Origin of the sequence: Providencia sp. SP181 (assembly GCF_050446505.1) — a bacterium.
Taxonomy (GTDB): domain Bacteria; phylum Pseudomonadota; class Gammaproteobacteria; order Enterobacterales; family Enterobacteriaceae; genus Providencia; species Providencia vermicola.
The window spans coordinates 132,382-149,606 of sequence record NZ_JBBPXM010000009.1 but is presented as its reverse complement, the minus strand read 5'-3'; the positions used below and the strand labels follow the sequence as shown (position 1 = coordinate 149,606).

Below are 17,225 nucleotides of genomic sequence, written 5' to 3'. Positions count from 1 at the left end.
AGAAGATATCATCGTGAAAAAAGAAAACTATCTCTATTTCCTAATTTTATTAGGACTGCAAAGCTGTCTCAAAAACGCGGTAGCAGATGAATTTGAGACATCCCTATTAGTCGGTAAATCCGCACAGGGTGATATTTCACGATTTTATACGGACAGTAAAATTCCTTCAGGAAAACAACTAGCAGATCTTTATGTAAATAATAACTGGAAAGGCCAATTTGAAATTGAGATTGATCATGACGGTAAAGTCATCAGCCTTTCCTCTAACGATGTTAAAAAGTTAAATTTAAACTTATCGCCAAGTGTGATTGAAAAAATTCAACAGCAAGATGTTATCCCTATTGATTCTTTAGTGCCAAATGTTCATTACAAATTCAATATCAATGAATTACGACTCGACATGACGGTGCCCCAAGTGGCATTAAAACAATCTGAGGCCAACTATGTCGACCCAAGCTTATGGAACTACGGTGAACCTGCAATTATTTTTTCTTATAATACAAATTATTACAGCTATAAAGAAAAGAAAAATGCCAAAACCAGTAGCGATAATTTTTATGCAACACTCAATTCGGGTGTCAATTTAGGGGCGTGGCAATTTAGGGATGAATCAAGTTATCGCAACAGTTCCCATGGTTCATCAAAATGGAAAAATAATACGCGTTATGCCTATCGTCCCATTAGCCAAATAAAATCAGGGGTTAAAATCGGTGATTTTTACACCCCTGCGGCGCTATTTAACAGCCTGCGTATTCGTGGGATTGCGCTGGCGACCGAAATGGGGATGTATCCCAACTCGAGCCAAAATTTTGTTCCTATCATTCGCGGCGTGGCTCAGACCAACGCATTGGTCAGCGTCTATCAAAATAATAACTTAGTTTACCAAGAAAACGTCCCACCGGGTGAGTTCTCCTTTAACGACCTTCAACCCAGCGCAGGCGGGGGGGATTTATTTGTCGTTGTACAAGAGGCGGATGGCCGCAAAGAAACCTTCACCGTCCCCTATTCTGCGGTTCCTGATATGCTTAAAGAAGGCATTTATACCTACAACCTTCTTGCTGGAAAAACAAACATTGAAAGCACACACTACCAGCCTAATTTTACACAAGGTGAAATACACTACGGCCTGAATAACCTCGTCACTCTCTATGCGGGTATGTTGTTCAGTGAGAAATATTATTCCGGCGTTGTGGGGAGTGGTTGGAACTTCAGTTTTGGTGCTATTTCCGCTGATGTGACACACGCAAATGCAAAACTAGACGCTGGCTCTCAGAGTGGGCAAAGTTACCGACTGACTTACAGCAAATACATTAATTCAACCTCAACCAATTTAACGTTGGCGTCTTACCGTTACTCAACGAGCGGTTATTATAGCTTTATGGATACTATCTACGCCCAAGATAACTATCGCGCGTGGAAATCTTATCAAGATGACCTTTCCCAACAACTGGGGAATGATGCACCTTCCGACTTATCATTAACCAATTTTGATGCCCTGCGCGGGTCTCGTGCAAAAAATACCTTTACGTTGAATTTGAATCAACAGCTCGCCGATGGTTACGGTTCGGTCTTTGTTTCTGGCACCCATCGCGATTATTGGAATACCCATGGCAGCAGCCGTGAATACCAAGCGGGCTATGCCAATAACTACAATGATGTGTCCTACAGTGTATCGGTTTCTCGTATTCGTAATTATGATAATAAAGAAGAAACACGAATGTATGCGAATGTCAGCGTGCCATTCTCTTTGTTTGAAAAACGCGCCAATATTAATCTCGGCAGTTACTTTACCGATTCACATTACCAACAAACAGCGTTGAGCGTTAGCGGCATTGCGGGTAAAAATGATCAAGTCAATTACACAGTGACAGCGACCAACCAAAGTGGCGGGAATAATTTAGTGGGGGCAAATGCCAGCTATCAACTGCCATCGACGACCCTGTCAGGTTCATATACTGAAGCCAATAACTACCGCCAAGCGGGTTTAGGGGCCAGAGGAACGGTGGTCGCCATTCCTGAACATATCGTTTTTTCAGGAGAAACAGGCCAAACCTACACCATTATCGAAGCGCCGTTGGCTAATAACATGATGGTCAATTCAGATAAAACCACCCTCACCAATCAGCAAGGTGTCGTATTGGTTGCGAATTCAACACCTTATCGAACAAATACCTATACCCTTTCTGATACTGACAAAACATCAGGCGCAGAAGTCCTTGGCAATATGGCTAATGTGAGCCCGTATCAAGGTGCCGTGAATTATATCAAACTCGAAACAGACACGCGTCAAACTTACATATTTAGAGCCTCACTGGCCAATGGGGAAAGTCTGCCATTTGGTACTGAGGTAAATAATGAACAAAAACAAAATATTGGTTATGTGGGGCAATCTGGAGTGATCTACATTAAGAGCGATCAATGGCCTTCCATTTTGTACATCAAGCTCAATTCTAAGGAAAAATCAGAGTGCGTAATTAAAGACCCCGTTAATACCATGGATAAAAACCATAATTTTTGTCGATAAAGGACGTTATGATGAAAAAGACGCTACTGGCACTTCTCTTACCCGCATTATTACTCGCAAGCTATGATGTTGCTGCCAGTTGCAGTAATGCGGGAGAAAAAAATGCACCGCCACTGAATTTTGATATATCCACGGAACTCACAAGCACATCAACCACCGTGAACAAATCAACCCGAACAGGATTCACAGGTCAGTATACCTGTGTAGCACCAGGGCTACTTCAATCAAATACAGTGGGCATTGATAGCCCATTTCGCCAATCAACAGTTGCGATTGGCTTTAATGGTGGGAAACAAGTGGTTTCTATCTCGGTCAGCGGTATTAGTCAATCAAGCGTGACTAATATTCCCCCAGGTACCTACCCCGCCTCTAATCTAGATACAAATTTTACGATTCAATTTAAATTACTCAGCAGCCCACCCGCAAATAATTATAAAGAAGTTGCAGGTAACAGTGTGTTAATCAGCCCAGTAATGATGGCAACGGATGTAACGGCATTAGGCCTTATCCCTTGGCTACTGCGCCTTCTCTCAGACTTAGTCACGTTTCTGTTAACCCTGCAATGGCCAACACATGCTGAGGATATGTTTTACCAACCGATGCAGTTAACCTATAACCCAATCCTAACAACCTGTAATTTTACTAATCAAGGATTAGTCGTTTCGCTTCCGCCTGTCAGTATCAATACTGTCAAAAATGTGACTCGAGCAGGCTACACGCCATTCACATTGAATTTCACGTGCCAAGATTTCCTCGCGGGTAGCACCGCTTCTCGCGATGTGTCTATGTTTTTATCCAGCGGTAGCTTACTGGCAAATGATAAAACCACGATAAACAATACCCTAACCCAAGGTGCTAAAGGTGTCGGTTTTCGGCTCGTCAAAACGGATAACCTCACCGCCCCTTTATTCCTTTCAGACAGTGTAACGGCACAAAATACCGCCACAAGTATTTTTTTCGTCCCAAAAGGCAATCCCATTTCACCATCCTTTTCCGTCAATTTAGGGGCTTATTATTATCCCTATAACCCCAATATTGTCACTCAAGGGGCGGTATCTGGTACGGCAACCGTCGTAATGTCTTACAACTAAAAAAGGAGCGATGATGAAATACTTAGGAGGAATTGCCTTATTACTGATAAGTTTACAAACACAAGCAAGCCTTGTTTTACAAGGAACTCGGGTTATTTTTCCCAGTGATAAAAAAATGGTTAGCATTCAGATGACTAATTACAGTGAACAGCCGACGTTAATCCAAAGTTGGATAGATGAAGGGAATATTAATTCGACACCCGAAACAACCAATGCGCCATTTATTGTCACGCCGCCTATCAACAAAATAGCCGCTAATGAAGGCGTTCAGCTCCGCATCCGTTTTCTTGGTAATAACTTACCCATGGATAGAGAGTCTGTTTATTATTTAAATGTTTTGGATATCGCACCCAAGCCTAAAAACACCCAGGGTATGAATACGCTCCAGTTTGCCATCCAAACTCGAATTAAAGTGTTTTACCGCCCTATTTCGCTGTTACCCCTTCCAGATACATTATTGGATAGCGCTAAATTTTATGCCGATAACGGGCTATTAGCCGTGAATAACCCAACACCTTATTTTCTCAGCATTGCCAATATCTACACAGCAAATAACGCCAATGAGCTTATTGCTAAAAGTTTAATGATCGCACCATTTTCGACTCAGACAATCCCCTCGGGGAAAAAAGTGGTTAATGGAGAAAATATTACCGTGGTTTATATTGATGATACTGGGCAGCAAATTGAGCATCAAACCAAGCTATAAATGAAGGTGTTTCACTACATTTATAGCTCTTTGATGGGAAGATTATGACTGTGCAGTCACTTTAGGGCGAATAAATAACGCAGGTACAGCAAGTAGCGCCATCAAATAAAAGACCACGCCATGATGAGCAGGAACACGCTCATAAATATAACCGACAATAATTGTTAATACCGCTAGACCACCACCCGTCGCCAGTGCCGAATAGACACCCTGTAATGGGATAATTTCATTTTCTTTACGCGCGCTGATAAAACGCATTGCCGCAAGATGACAAACAGTGAACGTTCCACTGTGTAAAATTTGCACGATAATAAGCATAGGTAATGCGGTAAATGCCCCCATCATTCCCCAACGGATTATTCCACAGAATGCGGATAACAACAGTAAGTTACGTGCACTCCAGCGCCTAAATAAACGGTGACTCAGCATAAAGACAATAACTTCTGCGACAACACCCAATGACCATAAGTTACCAATCACTAAGTCTGAATATCCCGCTTCCTTCCAGAACAGCGAGGCAAAACCATAGTAAGCTGCGTGAGCACCTTGCAATAAAGTCACGCAAATCAGAAATCTGACCACATTTTTATCAGCAATCAGTTGTTTAAAAGTAACTTTATTACCATTATCTGCTTTTGCCGCCCCCGCAGGCATTATTGTAGGCCTCAACATCGCCCCCAACAATAAAGCTAAGCAGCTGATAATCAAAGCAACCATAATTGATTTATGGCCCCAAACCCCAGCTAGATAACCCATTAATGAAGAACCAATAATAAAGGCTATCGAACCCCAAACACGGATTTTGCCATAATCAAACGTAAATTGTTTCTGCCATGTTCCTGCCAATGAATCCCCTAATGGAACCATTGGAGCGAAAAATAAGTTAAAACCAATCATCACAAAAAGCAGCCATGCCCAATGGGAACCAAAAGCAAAGCCAATGGAAAAAATTAAGGATGATGCAGCCAACAACCGCAATGCAGTAATTAATTTTGACGGCTCTTTAACTAATGGAGTGATAAACATCGCCCCAAGAAAACGAGCCGCAAGGCCTACACCAAGCAAAACACCGATCATTTCGGCATCAATGCCCTCACCCTGTAGCCAAACAGACCAAAACGGCAAAAAAATACTGTATGCAAAAAAGTAGGTAAAATAATCAATTGCTAGCCAGCGCGTTGATGGAATGACCATCATCCCTCCATTTTTCAATGCAAAAAACCCGCTCATACTTAACAGTAGAAGCGGGTTTAGGTAACTAAAAGTCGTTATATTATGCGTAAACTGGGTATTTTTTGCAGATTGCTAATACTTTTTGTTTCACGCTCTCAATGGTCGCTTCGTCATTGAGGTTGTCTAGAATATCACACATCCAGCCCGCTAGCTCGCGCGCTTCAGCTTCTTTAAAGCCACGACGCGTAATTGCTGGAGAACCAATACGCACACCTGAAGTGACAAATGGGCTCTTCGGATCGTTTGGTACACTGTTTTTGTTTACGGTGATATTCGCACGACCTAATGCAGCATCAGCATCTTTACCCGTGATATTTTTGTCAACTAAATCAACTAAGAACAGGTGGTTTTCAGTTCCACCAGAAACAACTTTATAGCCGCGTTGTTGGAAAACATCGACCATTGCTTTCGCATTTTTCGCAACTTGTTGTTGGTAGACTTTGAACTCAGGTTCCATGGCTTCTTTAAGTGCTACGGCTTTACCTGCAATAACATGCATTAAAGGACCGCCTTGCGAACCAGGGAATACGGCTGAGTTGATTTTTTTGTACAGCTCTTCGTCGCCGCCTTTCGCGAGGATCAAACCACCACGAGGACCCGCTAATGTTTTGTGAGTTGTGGTTGTCACAACGTGAGCATGTGGAACTGGGTTTGGATAAACACCTGCCGCAATCAGACCCGCAACGTGTGCCATATCAACGAATAAGTAAGCATTGATAGCATCTGCGATTTCACGCATTTTAGCCCAATTAACCACGCCTGAATACGCAGAGAAACCACCGATAATCATTTTTGGTTTATGTTTTTCAGCTTGCGCTTTGATATCGTCGTAGTCAATCTTACCGCTTTCATCGATGCCATAAGGAACGATATTGTACAATTTACCAGAGAAGTTAACTGGGGAACCGTGAGTTAAGTGGCCGCCGTGCGCCAAATTCATACCCAGCACAGTATCACCTGGTTGTAGCAATGCCATGTAAACTGCCGCATTCGCTTGTGAACCAGAGTGTGGCTGCACGTTTGCATAGTCTGCACCAAATAATTCTTTTGCGCGGTCAATCGCTAATTGCTCAACGACATCAACATACTCACAACCGCCGTAATAGCGTTTGCCTGGATACCCTTCTGCATATTTATTGGTTAGCTGAGAACCTTGAGCCTGCATGACTCGTGGACTGGTATAGTTTTCAGAAGCAATTAATTCAATGTGTTCTTCTTGACGTTGTACTTCTTGCTCCATTGCTTCCCATAATTTTGGATCATAGTCTGCAATATTCATTTCACGCTTTAACATTCGCTTCTCCTGCCTCAGCAATTCAATAGGTTGACAATCAATTCATCGCAATAGCACACAGTGTAAACTCTTTTTCGTTCTTGAGATAGCCCTAAAGAAAAAATATACGCAAACGATTGCATTAATTTTTTTCACGTCATTTACCACTTTCAGCCTCATTATAAAATAGCTCAAATTTTAAATTTTGACGGAGGAATATCTAGTATTGCGAGTCCCTTCTCATTATGTGCCTATTTTTGCCCTATTTTATCTATTTGCATCTTTACAGATACCCTTAAATATTATAAGTTGTATTTAAAATACATGTTTATAAATAAACTTTATGTCTCTCATAAAAGTGAAGATTTTCGGCACAAAATTCAGCTATCCCACTGAAAATTAAGTGCTATATTTTTGGATGCTTCAGAAAAAATGCCAAACTCTTCCTAACAGAGAACATGAAAAAAATTCAGGAGCACCTGTATGTTAGACAGCCAAACTATCGCTATCGTTAAATCAACCATTCCTGCTATCGCAGCCACTGGACCAAAACTTACCGCACATTTCTATGACAGAATGTTCAATCAACATCCTGAATTAAAAGATATTTTCAATATGACTCACCAAGCTAATGGTGCGCAACGTGAAGCATTATTTAATGCAATCTGCGCTTATGCTGTGCATATTGAAACCCCTGAAGCATTAATTTCTGCCGTTGAAAAGATTGCGCAAAAACACGTTAGTTTAAATATTAAACCTGAACATTACCCTATCGTCGGCGAAAACCTACTGGCTGCCATTGATGAGCTCCTCAATCCTGGTCAAGAAGTGCTTGATGCATGGGGCAAAGCCTACGGGGTATTAGCCGATATCTTTATTGGTCGTGAAGCCTCAATTTACCAAGAAAATGCCGATAAAAATGGGGGTTGGGAAGGTTTACGCGAATTTAAACTGAAACAAAAACAACCACAAAGCGATGTTATTACTAGCTTTGAGTTCGTCCCTGTTGATGGAAAACCCGTCGCAGGCTATCGCCCAGGTCAATACATCACAATTTATATTAATCATGATGGATTCGAGAACCAAGAGATCCGCCAATACTCCTTAACGACAGCACCTAATGGCCAAAGTTACCGTATCGCAGTAAAACGCGAAGACCAAGGCGCTGTGTCTAATTTCTTGCATCAGCACATCAATGAAGGGGATAGTATTTATTTAGCACCACCATGTGGTGATTTCTTTATCGATGTTGATAACCAAACGCCCGTCACACTCATCTCAGCAGGCGTTGGCCTGACGCCAATGTTAAGCATGCTAAACCACCTGACGCAACAAGGCCATGAAGCAACGATCAACTGGCTACATGCGGCTGAAAATGGAGCTGTTCGTGCGTTTAACCACGAAATTCAGCAATTGATGGCCAAACAAAAAATGGGGCATTCTGCCATTTGGTTTAACCAGCCTCGAGGCAATGACCGCCTCGGCTTTGATTACCAATATGAAGGATTAATGGATTTACAAAAAGTACGTGAATGGATTGACCAACCGAATATGCAATTCTATTTCTGTGGTCCAGTAGGCTTTATGCAACATGTGGGTCAACAATTAATTTCGATGGGTGTTGATGCCGATGCTATCCATTATGAGTGCTTTGGCCCACATAAAGTGCTGTCCCTGAATTAATAGATAAAAAAATGCTCTTCGGTTTAGAAGAGCATTTCCTGAAACGTATCAGCCAAAAGAAACTGTTCTAATGGCTTGGTGTTTGAAGTTTTTTCACAGCTTAGCGGTAACGGGCCGCATAAAAAATACACTGTTCTAATCCCATTCCTGTGTATTTACCGTTACCGCCTTTTAACCCTAAAGTTAAATTGCTTCCTCATCTTGCTCACCCGTACGAATACGGATCACACGTGCAACATCATAAACGAAGATTTTACCGTCACCAATTTTACCTGTTTGCGCTGTTTGCATAATAGTTTCAACGCAGTTTTCTACAATATCGTCAGGGACAACTATTTCAATTTTGACTTTCGGTAAAAAGTCCACCATATATTCCGCACCACGATACAGTTCGGTGTGCCCTTTTTGACGACCAAACCCTTTCACTTCCGTAACCGTCATCCCTGTGATCCCGACTTCCGCCAGTGCTTCACGTACATCATCAAGTTTAAATGGCTTTATAATTGCATCAATTTTTTTCATAAATAGTTCCTGTTATGACCAATTTTTACGGCCAAAACCTGAGGTGATCGGATAACGGCGGTCTTTACCAAAATTCCGCATGGTAATACGCGGCCCAACAGGTGCTTGTCGGCGTTTATATTCATTCAGATCAACCAAGCGCACCACTTTACGGACAACTTCTTTATCAAAACCTAGCTTGATAAGGTCATTCACGGATAAGTCTTTTTCAACATAACCTTCTAAGATAGCATCTAATATATCGTAAGGCGGCAAGCTATCTTGGTCTAACTGCCCTGGAGCCAGTTCTGCAGATGGCGGCCTATCAATCACACGCTGTGGAATAGCGGGTGAAAGTGTATTGCGATATTTTGCCAGTTCAAAAACCAATGTTTTTGGCACATCTTTTAACACATCAAAGCCGCCAGCCATATCACCATACAGTGTTGAGTAACCCACTGCAGACTCACTCTTATTACTGGTCGTCAGGACTAAACGGCGGCGTTTATTGGACATCGCCATTAAAATAACAGCACGGCAGCGAGCTTGTAAGTTTTCTTCGGTGGTATCAACCGCAGTTCCTTCAAACATTGGACTTAATTGCGCCATGAATGAATCAAACATCGGTTCGATAGAGACAATATCAAATTCCACACCTAACAACTCAGCTTGTTCTTTGGCATCATGAATGCTCATTTCTGAGGTATAACGGAACGGCATCATCACCGCTTGCACACGTTCTTTACCGATAGCATCTACCGCGATAGCCACTGTTAAACCAGAGTCGATCCCTCCAGATAACCCAAGGATTGCACCATTAAAACCGTTTTTATTGATATAATCGCGAGTCGACATCACTAAGGCTTGATATACCTGCGCGACAGGATCATTTTCAATAAACACACTACCTTCACTTACCAATTCCAGCTCATCAAATTGTACCGTAACAACTTGTTCTTTGAATTCGGGTAATTTAAAGGTTTGTTTGCCTTTATTTGCAATGACTTTCGAGCCACCATCAAATACCAACTCGTCTTGTCCACCCACTTGGTTGAGGTAAACGATAGGCATGTGAGTGCGTTGGCAATGGTCAACCAGTAAGTCGCTACGGATATGTTCCTTGTGAATATCATACGGTGATGCATTGATAGTTAGTAATAACTCGGCTCCAGCACCTTTCACCGCATCAACAGGCTCGTCATACCAAATGTCTTCACAAATCAATAAACCTAATTGATAGCCTTTGAATTCTACCACGCAGGTTTTTTCAGCTGCGCTGAAATAGCGCGGTTCATCAAAAACACCGTAGTTTGGTAGTTCTTGTTTAAAATAGCGAGCATGCAATTTCCCTTGATAGAAGAAAGAAAGTGCATTGAAAATTTCGTCCCCTTCATAGCAAGGGTGGCCGACAATAATTGCCGTTTCTGCACTCGCCTTTTGCAAACGTTCAAGCTGAGCTTCACATCTGTCTTCAAAATCTGCACGGAAAATTAAATCCTCAGGCGGGTAGCCCGTCAGAGACAGTTCTGAAAACATCACAATATCGGTTTGTGAGGCTTGTTCACTCACGACTTGTAACATGCGATCGCAATTACCTTCGATGTCACCGACTAACCAGTTAAGTTGTGCGAGTGAAATATTAAGCTTACGGCTCATAACGTGTTTCTTCTCCCGAAGCGTGAATACGGTTTACCTTGTCCACGTAGATTATATAGGTGAATAATAGTTAATTATTCTTTAAAGTCATTAGCTTCCAAATCGTGGCGGCCAAGTAATTTATAAAATTCTGTGCGATTTCGTCCAGCCATGCGTGCGGCTTGTGTGACATTGCCTTTCGTCATCTGCAATAACTTGCGTAAATAATTCAATTCAAATTGATTACGTGCTTCAACAAAGGTTGGCAAGGCAGTATTTTCACCTTGTAACGCCTGGCTAACAAGGGCTTCACTAATAACAGGAGATGTTGTTAACGCTACACATTGTTCAATCACGTTAACCAACTGGCGTACATTACCTGGCCAAGTTGCTGTCATCAGGCATTTCATCGCATCACTTGAAAAACTGCGAACAAAGGGCTTATGCCGAGACGCAGATTCTCTCAATAAATGATTTGCTAATAATGGAATATCTTCTGCACGTTCATTTAATGCAGGAATACGTAAATTAACCACATTCAGGCGATAATAGAGATCTTCACGAAACTCATTTTTTTCCATCGCTTTGGGTAAATTACGGTGTGTTGCAGATAAAATACGCACATCGATGTCTAAGTCGCGATTGCTCCCTAATGGGCGAACTTTGCGTTCTTGTAACACCCGCAATAGTTTTACCTGCAAGGGCATTGGCATATCGCCAATTTCATCAAGAAACAGTGTGCCACCACTTGCGGCAAAAAACAGCCCCTCGCGGTTACTCACTGCCCCCGTAAAGGCACCTTTTGCATGACCAAATAGTTCAGATTCTAAAAGTTGTTCTGGCAATGCGCCACAATTGATAGCAATAAAGGGTTTACGGGCGCGCGGACTTGCTTTATGAATGGCCTGCGCTAACACTTCTTTACCCGTTCCACTTTGGCCGTTAATCAGTACACTAACGTCTGATTGTGCCACCATATGGGCTTGTTCAAGAAGACGTATCATTAAAGGGCTGCGGGTGACTATCCCCGAACTCCACTCTTCATCACTCATCGGTGAAGAAGATAAAGCAAGTGCTTCATCAATAGCTTTATATAAAGCATCTTTATCAACAGGTTTCGTTAAAAAGCTGAACACGCCACGTTGTGTCGCAGCAACGGCATCAGGGATTGAACCGTGTGCCGTTAAGATGATAACTGGCATATTAGGATGCGCTTTTTGAATTTCATCAAACAGCGCCATTCCGTCCATCTCATCCATGCGTAAGTCACTTATCACCAAATCTAACTTTTCTTTCTGTAAGATTTTAAGTGCTTCAGGGCCACTTTCCGCAGTGGTCACTTTAAACCCTTCACTGCTTAACCGCATCCCAAGTAACTTAAGTAAGCTAGGGTCGTCATCAACGAGCAGTAAACTTGCCGACTTACGGTTTGTCATTATTTCGCGTTCTCCGATGAAGGTTGTTCTACAGGAGGCTCTGCGGGTTTTGCTGCGTCAGATGAGGTTTCTTTATCGCCTTCAACAACGCTTTCGACTTCTTTTTCCGTTTCATTAGTGCTTTTTTTCCGTGAGGAAAGTTGACGCTCAATGTCTGTTAAGTTTTCGAGTTTGCGCGATGTTGTGTTCAGTTCAAAAGCTAACTTAGCGTTGTCTTCTTTTAAGCGATCAAGCTTAGTATCCATTTCTTGCTGTAAGCGTTTATAGCGCGCACCTGCATCTGAAAGGTTAATAATTTGCACTTGTTGCTCACGCCATAACTGTAATAAAGGGCGTACCGCAGTTGGAAAACTGAGGCTATATGTATTAATGCTGTCGAGCATTTTTCGCCGCTCAGCAATCGTTGGGTCAGCTGAATTTAACAGTATATTTTGTTGAAATGCATCTGACCAATTTGTAACCTCTATTTTGCTTGCATTTTCACGTGCTTGTGAAGTTTCTGTGCGATCTGCACAATCCATCATACGCAACCAAAATAGCGCATTTTCACGAGCAGCAGGCTGGTCATTTTCCCAAATCGTATCGCACGATGCATAACGATAATCAGTCACTTTCACTTCAGGCACAACCACTTGTGCCAGCGTTTCCAGTGGCGATTGACCATTTTTTGCTACGCACCCGCTTAGGATAAGGGTAAAGAATACCGCCCCAAAGCTGACCCCTGTTCGTCTCATCACGAATGGGCTTATTTGATTAAGTTTATTTGGCAGTGCTTTACGATAAAGCACTGCCAAAAAATCTGTAGACCGATTGACCATTATTCATTCTCTGCTGTTAGAGGCAGTTCAATTCTAAAACAGACATCTGCTGATTTATATGGGACTAGTGAGAGTTCTCCGCCCATTTGTTTTATACAATCTTGTGCAATACTTAACCCCAACCCACTCCCTTTCACCGCACCTTTTCTTTGCAAGGACCCTTGGTAAAAAGGCTCAAAAATCATGCTTTGCTCAGATTCGGGAATTGGCGTACCTGTATTTGCAACTTCAATCAGCAGTTTATTGCCTGTTTGACGACTCGTGATCCAAATATTACCTGATTCGCCACCATAGTGCACCGCATTGGAGTAGATATTATCAATAACTCGCCCAAGTAAAGTGGGTTCCGCTAAACAGCTTTCGACTTTTAAACGGACTTCCGTTTTAATATTTTTGGCTCTAGCAGGTAAATTATGTGCATTAACAATATCTTCAATCAATTTATTTAGGTCAACTAATTGGGCTTCTGGTGGGTCATCAACCAATTTACGATTATAATCGAGTAACTGCTCAATAAGTTGCTGAAGATGCTTACTGCTATGATCAAGAATTTCAACAACCTCCCTTTGAGAGTCAGTTAATGGCCCTGCGACTTCATCAGCAAGTAATTCGGTGCCTTCTCGCATACTGGCGAGTGGTGTTTTTAACTCATGGGAAATATGACGTAGAAACTCATGTCGTTGAGACTCAAGCCAAGCCAAGCGCTCACTTAGCCAAATAATACGCTGAGCGATTGTACGAAGCTCTCTTGGTCCTTTAAAGCGTTCAATGTTACTGGCTAGAGTTCGGCCAGTACCAAGGCGATTGATCATTCGCTCAATGACTTTCACTGGCCCAATAATCATTCGAGTAAATAAAGTCACTAATAGTGCACTGAGTAAGAACAAGATCAAACTTTGCCAACCGAATAATTGCCCTTTATTTGCAATTGCTTTTTGCAACTGTTCCCCACGGCTAAAAATCACATCGCGAGTTTCCTGTACAAGTGCGGTATTTTCTGCTGAAAATTGCTCCAAGGCTTGAGTGACTTTCGCGGTAGGCTCATTATTTTCACATGCCACTATTTTAAGTTGTGTTAATGTTGCAGTGAGCTTTGAGGTGTCAGATGTTTGAGGCAAAATGGTTTTTTGCCTTTCAAACATTTGTTCATAATCGGCAAATTGTTTTTGGTATTGAGTTTGCAAAGCTGCATCTTGTAATACGCAATATTGTCGATAGCTTCGCTCCATTTCCAATGCGAGACTGCTCATTACCTCACTGCGCCTAGCATCCAGTAAAGTAGTTTTATTGATATTTGCGGCTTGGTTACTCAGTTGTTCTAAGCTTTGATACGCTTGATATGCCAAAACTAATAAAGGCAACAAGACGAGCCAAAATGCCATCACAACCAGTTGGCGCAAGGAACGCGGGAAAAAACGCCATTTGCTCAATACATTCATCTCATACCCATTAAACGTATTTCAATGGTAGCAGAACTCTCTCCCGTGCGAAAAGGTGAATTCGGGTTCTGAGTTCCATAGCATAAAAATCAGACTAACTATGACTGAGCCGCTGCAATGAACGTGCCAATTTTTGTATAAAAATGAGTATTTTCAGTGAGGTATACCCTAAGAGGGAATATTTTAGAGTATTTATTAATATCCTCTAAATAATTCGGATTGCAGCTGAGCGCGGGTAACGACGTTGTGGTTCGAATTATAACAGACATAGGAAGGCGGAGATAAGGATCGACCTTAACTCCGCCAGCGATGATTTACTGCTTGTATAGGATTATGTCTTTACATTAAAGATAATCATATAGGTGGTGCCTCACTCCACGTGTCGCCCTGTGTTTGATAAGGCCCGAAGGCGAGTATCTGTGCTGTTGGACGGTAGGCACCTTACTTTGGCGTCATTCTGGCTTTATGTGGTATGTTCCCAACTATTTTTGGACCGACATAATGAATTGAATGAGCAACTGCATATTATTATGCACAACTCATGCCAACTTTTCAAGTAAATATCTAACCCATTAAAAAATAAGCAAATTAAATTTATTACTTCTTTTAACTCTTTCTGAATACGCTGAAACGGTTTATCCGAACCTTCAGTTTGTCGCTAATTTAAGACACTCAAAAGCTCAATTTATAAAAACTTTATTTATCATAGAGATAAATGTCTCCTTTTGGCGACAGTACATATGGGGTGTTGTCGCTAATTTTAGACAACGAGGAAAAAACGCTAACTCTACGCTGCTTATTTTATCTTTTCACCAAAAAATAATTAATAATATTTATAGTTTCACAAAAAACATTCCCCACCTTAATCTTAAAATTCACAATAAAAAAAACATAAAAACCAAAATAATACACTAAGTTAATCAATTAAATTCAAATAAAGCAATTCAATAACTATTTACCTTTACACTTTAACAAATTTAAACAATACTTAATATTGATAATCGATGCATGTTCTCACTTTGAAATTAATAATTGGAGATTGTATGAATCCTACTTCAGAAACTTCAAACAAAGCAGAAAATATTGACATTGCGGTCCGAGTCATTGAAAAAGTGACGGGTTACATGTTTCAAGCAGCATTACGGGCAGCAGTCAAATTAAACATTGCAGAATATTTAAAAGATGGGCCTAAAACGTCACAAGAGTTAGCAGAAATTATTAATGGCAAACCAAAAGTTATCCATAAAACACTACGTATATTAACAACTCAAGGTATTTTTAAAATACAGGATGATTTGCACTTTGCCTTAACCCCCGAAGCTGAGTTTTTACTTCCTGACCATCCTTATTCATTACGTCAAGCGATACTCATGCTAACAGATAAGACTTTCTGGATGCCTATACATAATCTTGATGAAATTATTCTTGGCAAACCTGTATTTAAAAATATGTTTGGAGGGACATTCTTTGAATACTGGCAGAAAAATGTTCACTTACCTGACAACTTTGATGTCGGCATGTCATCTATGTCACGCATTGAAAATGAATACGTTATTAATGCATATCAATTCCCAGAAAATATTGTGATTGCAGATATTGCTGGAGGCTTAGGAGCATTACTTTTTGAGGTATTAAAAAGAAACCCCACCACTAAAGGCATTCTATTTGATCAGCCTCATGTATTAAAACAAACAATATTACCTCTACTCGGTGACGATTCGCGCTGGACCACCTACCCCGGTTCATTCTTCGAAAAATGCCCTGAAGCTGATATTTATTTACTCAAATACATTACTCATGACTGGCCAGAAGACAGTGTAATTAATATTTTAAAAACCATTCGCCGTGCGATGAAAACAACATCAAAACTCTTGCTCATTGATTGCATCGTCGCTGATGATAACAAAGTAAATATTGGTAACGATATAGACTTAATTTGTTTAAGCCTTTCACCCGAAGGTGGCGAACATACTATCAGTGAGTTTGAGACATTATTAAGCAATGCGGATCTTAAACTTAACAGAATAATCGATACCCATTGTCATATTCATATTCTTGAAGCTATACCTATATAATTTGATTAAACCAATGAATGCCGACCTTAGGGTACAAGTGATAGGTAGGCATTTTATTCATTGAATAAAACCACCGACATTTCTGATACACTTCAGAATTCTCAACCTTCTTCCTAGCTTATCCTTTCTCATCTTGATATAAGATTTCTCAATACCCTATTCATCACAGAATATAACAACATGATAAAAATCGCCTTAGTTGATGACCACGTCGTTGTGCGCTCTGGTTTCGCACAGTTGCTGACCCTAGAACCCGATATTTCCGTTGTCGGACAGTATGCTAGCGCCCAAGAAGCATTGCCAAAGCTTCTTAATTTAGAGATTGATGTCGCTATTATGGATATCTCCATGCCAGATGAAAATGGTTTGCAGTTGTTATCACGACTTCGCCAAAAAAAGCCAGACTTCAAAACCATTATTCTCAGTATTTACGATACCCCTGCTTTTGTACAAAGCGCCTTAGACGCAGGGGCCAGCGCTTATTTAACCAAACGCTGCGGGCCAGAAGAGCTGGTACAAGCGGTACGTTCTGTTCACCAAGGGGGATGCTATTTATGCGCAGACGCCATGCGAGCGCTACGCCATTCGCCGCAACAACATCAAGGGATGCAAGAATTAACGCCTCGGGAGCGGGAGATTTTTGATTTACTCGTAGCAGGCCTCAGCGTTAAAGTGATTGCAGAACAACTCGAGCTTAGCCATAAAACAGTGCATGTCCATCGCGCTAATGTGCTCGGTAAATTGCAATGCGAAAACACCATTGACCTCGTACACTACGCACTAGAGCACAACCTTATTTCAAGGTCTTAAT

13 protein-coding genes are annotated in these 17,225 nt (G+C 41.4%); 6 read left to right on the top strand and 7 right to left on the bottom strand.

The genetic code is table 11. The features are described from left to right. Positions 1-13 precede the first annotated feature (13 nt). From AABS66_RS15975 to AABS66_RS15965, 3 genes are read left to right on the top strand one after another with little or no spacing between them, the layout of a single operon-like run. Entirely contained in the window at positions 14-2,524 is a 2,511-nt protein-coding gene (locus AABS66_RS15975; RefSeq protein ID WP_430225164.1) for a fimbria/pilus outer membrane usher protein, read from the top strand. Between the two features lie 11 nt (positions 2,525-2,535). Then, positions 2,536-3,615 carry a fimbrial protein gene (locus AABS66_RS15970; RefSeq protein ID WP_206082477.1) on the top strand — a complete coding sequence of 360 codons (1,080 nt, stop codon included), beginning with the start codon at positions 2,536-2,538 and terminating at the stop codon, positions 3,613-3,615. A 13-nt stretch (positions 3,616-3,628) separates the two neighbouring features. After that, positions 3,629-4,321, top strand: coding sequence for a fimbrial biogenesis chaperone (locus tag AABS66_RS15965; RefSeq protein WP_206082478.1), 693 nt, complete (start codon positions 3,629-3,631; stop codon positions 4,319-4,321). A 42-nt stretch (positions 4,322-4,363) separates the two neighbouring features. On the opposite strand, the gene AABS66_RS15960 is transcribed toward AABS66_RS15965, so the two are convergent. Both AABS66_RS15960 and glyA read right to left on the bottom strand, forming a co-directional pair. Continuing rightward, positions 4,364-5,515, bottom strand: coding sequence for a 3-phenylpropionate MFS transporter (locus AABS66_RS15960; protein ID WP_206082479.1), 1,152 nt, complete (start codon positions 5,513-5,515; stop codon positions 4,364-4,366). Between the two features lie 79 nt (positions 5,516-5,594). Then, positions 5,595-6,848, bottom strand: a complete 1,254-nt coding sequence (gene glyA / locus AABS66_RS15955) for a serine hydroxymethyltransferase (RefSeq protein WP_430225163.1) — start codon at positions 6,846-6,848, stop codon at positions 5,595-5,597. Between the two features lie 462 nt (positions 6,849-7,310). On the opposite strand from glyA, the gene hmpA reads away from it, so the two are divergent. Next, positions 7,311-8,510: an NO-inducible flavohemoprotein gene (gene hmpA, locus AABS66_RS15950; protein WP_430225162.1), complete on the top strand. Its 1,200-nt coding sequence runs from the start codon at positions 7,311-7,313 to the stop codon at positions 8,508-8,510. A gap of 183 nt (positions 8,511-8,693) precedes the next feature. Here hmpA and glnB read toward each other — a convergent pair whose 3' ends face one another. The 5 genes from glnB to AABS66_RS15925 form a co-directional block, all read right to left on the bottom strand. After that, positions 8,694-9,032 (bottom strand): nitrogen regulatory protein P-II, encoded by a 339-nt coding sequence (glnB, locus tag AABS66_RS15945; RefSeq protein ID WP_004912721.1) that lies wholly within the window; start codon positions 9,030-9,032, stop codon positions 8,694-8,696. A gap of 12 nt (positions 9,033-9,044) precedes the next feature. Further along, positions 9,045-10,667 (bottom strand): NAD+ synthase, encoded by a 1,623-nt coding sequence (locus AABS66_RS15940; protein WP_206082482.1) that lies wholly within the window; start codon positions 10,665-10,667, stop codon positions 9,045-9,047. A 74-nt stretch (positions 10,668-10,741) separates the two neighbouring features. Next, positions 10,742-12,082 (bottom strand): two-component system response regulator GlrR, encoded by a 1,341-nt coding sequence (gene glrR / locus AABS66_RS15935; protein ID WP_206082483.1) that lies wholly within the window; start codon positions 12,080-12,082, stop codon positions 10,742-10,744. Then, positions 12,082-12,900: a two-component system QseEF-associated lipoprotein QseG gene (gene qseG, locus AABS66_RS15930; protein ID WP_272539191.1), complete on the bottom strand. Its 819-nt coding sequence runs from the start codon at positions 12,898-12,900 to the stop codon at positions 12,082-12,084. The genes glrR and qseG overlap by 1 nt, the downstream gene beginning before the upstream one ends. After that, the gene (locus AABS66_RS15925) at positions 12,900-14,339 is read right to left on the bottom strand and encodes a sensor histidine kinase (protein ID WP_206082485.1); all 1,440 of its coding nucleotides are present in this window, start codon (positions 14,337-14,339) and stop codon (positions 12,900-12,902) included. Before AABS66_RS15925 ends, qseG begins: the two co-directional genes overlap by 1 nt. Positions 14,340-15,382: 1,043 nt before the next feature. On the opposite strand from AABS66_RS15925, the gene AABS66_RS15920 reads away from it, so the two are divergent. Continuing rightward, entirely contained in the window at positions 15,383-16,414 is a 1,032-nt protein-coding gene (locus tag AABS66_RS15920; RefSeq protein ID WP_272539190.1) for a methyltransferase, read from the top strand. A 180-nt stretch (positions 16,415-16,594) separates the two neighbouring features. Continuing rightward, positions 16,595-17,224: a response regulator transcription factor gene (locus tag AABS66_RS15915; protein ID WP_206082487.1), complete on the top strand. Its 630-nt coding sequence runs from the start codon at positions 16,595-16,597 to the stop codon at positions 17,222-17,224. The last annotated feature ends 1 nt before the right edge of the window (position 17,225 follow it).

What these genes read in the sequence shown, in the direction of transcription:
- AABS66_RS15970 (WP_206082477.1), top strand. Translation starts at nt 2,536, where the DNA reads ATGAAAAAGACGCTACTGGCACTTCTCTTACCCGCATTATTACTCGCA.
- AABS66_RS15965 (WP_206082478.1), top strand. Translation starts at nt 3,629, where the DNA reads ATGAAATACTTAGGAGGAATTGCCTTATTACTGATAAGTTTACAAACA.
- AABS66_RS15960 (WP_206082479.1), bottom strand. Translation starts at nt 5,515, where the DNA reads ATGGTCATTCCATCAACGCGCTGGCTAGCAATTGATTATTTTACCTAC.
- glyA (WP_430225163.1), bottom strand. Translation starts at nt 6,848, where the DNA reads ATGTTAAAGCGTGAAATGAATATTGCAGACTATGATCCAAAATTATGG.
- hmpA (WP_430225162.1), top strand. Translation starts at nt 7,311, where the DNA reads ATGTTAGACAGCCAAACTATCGCTATCGTTAAATCAACCATTCCTGCT.
- glnB (WP_004912721.1), bottom strand. Translation starts at nt 9,032, where the DNA reads ATGAAAAAAATTGATGCAATTATAAAGCCATTTAAACTTGATGATGTA.
- AABS66_RS15940 (WP_206082482.1), bottom strand. Translation starts at nt 10,667, where the DNA reads ATGAGCCGTAAGCTTAATATTTCACTCGCACAACTTAACTGGTTAGTC.
- glrR (WP_206082483.1), bottom strand. Translation starts at nt 12,082, where the DNA reads ATGACAAACCGTAAGTCGGCAAGTTTACTGCTCGTTGATGACGACCCT.
- qseG (WP_272539191.1), bottom strand. Translation starts at nt 12,900, where the DNA reads ATGGTCAATCGGTCTACAGATTTTTTGGCAGTGCTTTATCGTAAAGCA.
- AABS66_RS15925 (WP_206082485.1), bottom strand. Translation starts at nt 14,339, where the DNA reads ATGAATGTATTGAGCAAATGGCGTTTTTTCCCGCGTTCCTTGCGCCAA.
- AABS66_RS15920 (WP_272539190.1), top strand. Translation starts at nt 15,383, where the DNA reads ATGAATCCTACTTCAGAAACTTCAAACAAAGCAGAAAATATTGACATT.
- AABS66_RS15915 (WP_206082487.1), top strand. Translation starts at nt 16,595, where the DNA reads ATGATAAAAATCGCCTTAGTTGATGACCACGTCGTTGTGCGCTCTGGT.